Source organism: Pseudomonadota bacterium (genome assembly GCA_030859565.1).
In the GTDB taxonomy this organism is placed as follows: Bacteria; Pseudomonadota; Gammaproteobacteria; order JACCXJ01; family JACCXJ01; genus USCg-Taylor.
Map to the genome: position 1 here is coordinate 1 of JALZJW010000230.1, position 3873 is coordinate 3873.

Here is a 3873-nt window from a genome sequence, read left to right on the forward strand (position 1 = left end):
ACAGCGCCGGACGAAGGCGTGCACGGCTTGCGCTTCCTCGGGCGAGGCCGTCCGCCCGGTGCCGATCGCCCACACCGGCTCGTAGGCGACGACTGCCGCGCGAAACGCCGCGATGCCGGCATGATCGAGTACCGCGTTTAATTGCCGCGCCACGACCTGCTCCGTCCGGCCTGCCTGCCGCTCGGCCAGAGTCTCACCCACACAGAGGATCGGGATCAACCCGTGGGTAAGCGCGCGTGCGAACTTTCGCCCCACCAGATCGTCGTCTTCGCCCATCAGCGTCCGGCGCTCGGAATGACCGACGATCACGTGCCGGCAATTATAGTCCCTCAGCATCAAACCTGACACCTCGCCCGTGTAAGCGCCGGACTCCTCGCTGCAAAGATTTTGGGCTCCCAGCGCGATCGCCGTTCCCGCGAGCCTTTCCGCGACGCAGGGCAAATACACATACGGGGGACACACCGCGACCTCGGCCCGCACGGCGGCGTCGATCCCGCGTTTTAGTTCCTCGACGAGAGCTTCAACCGCTGCGCGCGTGCCATGCATCTTCCAATTGCCGGCCACCAGCCGAGGTCTCATCCTGCCCATTCCTCTTAAGCTCAAAAGGCCGCCAAGGTTAACTGCTCGCTAAGCGGAAATCAATTTGCGTGAGCGGCCGCGGGTGTATCGGTTTCCGCCTCGGGGTATAGAAAATGCATCGCCCCGCGAAGCTATCTACACCGCGACGCTCGCGAACGTACCGGCGCCGCGGCGAGTCAATAGAGCTTATATAAGGAGGACGCTATGAAAATTATGATCTGCGCCGCGCTGATTACTTTGGCCCTACCGGGTCTTGTCCACGCGGATGGCCGTTACCAGATGTTACCGCTCGGGGATCAAATGGGGATCGGGGCCGAGAAGGTCGTCATCCTGGATACCGTGAGCGGGCATCTCTGGACCTGGACCGAGCATGCGGCCACACGCGGTCAAAACGGTGGCCGTTACCTTATCTACCAAGGCCAAGTCACGCCGGGGACGCAGGCCGGCGACGTGGTCCGAAAAGAAGAGTGGGGCGAGCGCGGTGTACGCAACCCTGCCCGCTAAAAATAATTTCTACTTGCCGAACCAGCCTATCGGTTTGCCGGAAACATCGACCCACACGCTCTTGATCTGAAGTATAAGGTATAAGGTACCTGAGCCGACAACCCCCTTGGCCCGCATTCGCGCGCGACGCCAAAACGCCCATAAACTCGGCGCCTCGGGCCGGTCTTTAGAGTTTTCGCGTCTCGACATCCCGAGGTAGAACTCATCGCTATAGAGGACAACGCTAGCGTCAACCGCATGATTCAACGAGCAACATCACCGACGTAATCTCGTGGCTTACAGGCGAGCCGCTTTTTGGCGCGCCCCGTGTGGAGCGGACGGCAGCTTTCCCGATTGCTAGTGCGGCAGAGGGCGCGTATGTACGAGTTGGCCGCTGGCAAGGTAGTCGAGCTCCTCCGGGGTGGATTGCCGCCCTAAGACTGGGTTGCGATGAGGATGACGACCGAAGCGGGCAATTACGTCTCGATGTCCACGGGCTTGCGCCGCGGAATGCTCCAGCACCCTACGTAGCTCCGATGGCGCCTGTTTCACGAGCTCCTCTGCAAGCTTGACCGCTACCTCCAGGTGCGTGAGATCTTCGGAGTGCCCCAAGGGTAAAAAGAAAAAAGTCTTCTCCCACGGAGTCTCGAGGGCCGCGTAGTGACCGATCTCGATTCCTTTAAGCGCTAGAGCGAGAGCCTTCTGATCTTGCGCAAACGCTCGTGCAGTCTCCCGATAGAGTGATCGGGAGAACTGATCGAGGACGATGATGAGCGCGAGCCGAGGTCGTGGCCTGTGCGACCAGTGGTCGAGTTCACCTCGCGTGGCTTGCTCCAGCACTAGTGGAAACCGCTCGGCGACGGCAGAGTCCGCTCCTCCGCGAAACCACCATTCGAATTGGCGGACTATCGCCGCATGATCGCCGCTCAATTGCTGGGGCACCCAGAACCGGAGAACATCTTCGAATTCCTCAGTTGGCATCGTCGATACGCCCCTACATTGTCGTCCAACGTTTAGTTAACCGGCACGCGTTTGGGCAAAAAAATATCTCGCGGTGGTCCGGTGTGTCGGAAACGGTGATAGAGGCCCGGGCGCGTGTCCGGTTCAACGCCTTGTGTACGCCCGACATGGGGACATGAACTGATGGGGTGGAAGTCCCCTGTAGGAGAACCTGGTCATCAATAGTGAGTATAACCATGATGATGAAACTACTAGCCGACGGTAAGGGCAAGCCCGCGAGGGGTGGTCTAAAGGGTGAGCGGCGGGATAAGCGGGATACGTGCCGCGAACGCCTAGGCCATGGATGGACTGGGCCGGATTTGCAAGCGAAGCAGGAATGCGAAGCGCCGCAGGCCCAAGCGCAAAGGTGTGAACTGACGACAGAATCGCCGGGAGCGATTTTGAACATCCGAAGGATGGCCCCGAAGGGGTGAGCCTCAGGGACGGGGCGAACAACAGAAATCGCATAGAAGGCTCAGTCTCCGGGCGCGTCAGCACAAGATGACGAAGCCCCAGCGCAAGGGTCTTCCTCGTGAGTTGTCATTCCTAGTGCTCGGGCAACCGCACCGAGAGTACTAAATAAGCGAGGGCTCAAGTCTTCTAGCATCAAAACAAGCTCATCCGCTTCATCGTCTCCATCTGGTAAGACGTTCGAGACCTCCTTCCGAAAGGTCGGCTCCCTTGCGGTCGCTCTAACAAATAAGCATTTATCCGTCAGGCGCTGTCCAGCATGACGGATAAATGTCTGTTGGACTAAGCAGCGACCACACCGGAGCTGCGGGTCGAAACCGTTCACTTTAAATTAAAGGGGATTGTATTCCCGGGTCGAGCATTTGGGAAAGCGGTGCAGGGGTCATCGCGCGTCGTCTGGTCCCTTTTGACCGGGTTTGAGTGTCGCTCTGACATCCACAGGTTGCTCCGTGTTGGCGATGGGCGGGTCCGCTGTCGGACGGATTAGGCTCTGTCCCGCTCGGCCCTAATGAAAATTTCTCGATTGCGTGCTCAAGCGGCCCAGGAGATCGGTATGATCCTCAAGCTTGCGGGCGAGTACGTGCCACCTCGCGGTCGCGTTGCACCTCTCGAATGACCGCCAGTAAGCGTGAGCCCAGAAGCTCTTTTCGTTGGCCGTCCACCAAGCTGCTCCAGACGATGAGATTGAGGTAGCCCGTCTCGTCTTCGAGCGTCACGAACACCACGCCGGTCGCATTCCCGGCGTGGCGCGGCAGTCTCTTCGTCGGCGGTCTCAAGGACAAGCGGCTCGTGCGCCTCACCCTCAAGAAGGACAGGGTGACCGGCGAGGAGCATCTCCTCGCCGACCGCGGTCAGCGCGTGCGCGACTTGCGGCAAGCCCGGACGGCGCGCCGTACGTGGTGACGGACGAGGCGGACGGCGAGCTCTGGAAAATAGCACCGCGTCGCTGAAGAAATCCGGGCACAGACGATTCCTAACCAGCCCGCATTTCTCACCAATGTGTTGATACATGGGCTAAAGGCATTGATGAGGAACCTCAGAAAAGTAGACCGCTTGAATTAGCCGCTGCGGTCGAGACGCCAACAGGACAAATCGAGTAACTCATGGAGGTTTCTGTCGATAAGTGCAGGTAGTTTGAGGCATTCTGTGATCGCAAGCCAAGGGATCCCCTGACTCCTTTCGGATCCCTGGCACCAGGAGACGGAACAGGTCAACGCTCGGGCTAACAGCGCAAGGGGATCTGCTGCACTCGGGCCAGCACCGCTTGGAAGAGGCTCGCATAGGGATAAGCTTCTGAGAAGGCGATCCAGACATTGCGCACCGTGATGCGGATCTGGGCGC

4 protein-coding genes and 1 pseudogene are annotated in these 3873 nt (G+C 59.4%); 2 read left to right on the forward strand and 3 right to left on the reverse strand.

The genetic code is table 11. From position 1 onward, the window contains the following. Positions 1 to 579 (reverse strand): triose-phosphate isomerase (gene tpiA / locus M3436_19845; GenBank protein MDQ3566231.1); only part of this gene is annotated, 579 nt, incomplete at its 3' end. A gap of 204 nt (positions 580 to 783) precedes the next feature. On the opposite strand from tpiA, the gene M3436_19850 reads away from it, so the two are divergent. Next, the gene (locus M3436_19850) at positions 784 to 1083 is read left to right on the forward strand and encodes a hypothetical protein (protein ID MDQ3566232.1); all 300 of its coding nucleotides are present in this window, start codon (positions 784 to 786) and stop codon (positions 1081 to 1083) included. 336 nt (positions 1084 to 1419) lie between these two features. Here M3436_19850 and M3436_19855 read toward each other — a convergent pair whose 3' ends face one another. Together M3436_19855 and M3436_19860 are read right to left on the reverse strand one after the other, a co-directional pair. After that, positions 1420 to 2043 (reverse strand): DUF924 domain-containing protein, encoded by a 624-nt coding sequence (locus M3436_19855; protein MDQ3566233.1) that lies wholly within the window; start codon positions 2041 to 2043, stop codon positions 1420 to 1422. Positions 2044 to 3092: 1049 nt separating this feature from the next. Further along, positions 3093 to 3308, reverse strand: a complete 216-nt coding sequence (locus M3436_19860) for a hypothetical protein (protein ID MDQ3566234.1) — start codon at positions 3306 to 3308, stop codon at positions 3093 to 3095. Here M3436_19860 and M3436_19865 point away from each other — a divergent pair. Beyond that, positions 3295 to 3435: pseudogene (locus M3436_19865) on the forward strand (PQQ-dependent sugar dehydrogenase). The gene M3436_19860 and the pseudogene M3436_19865 overlap by 14 nt on opposite strands. Positions 3436 to 3873 lie beyond the last annotated feature (438 nt).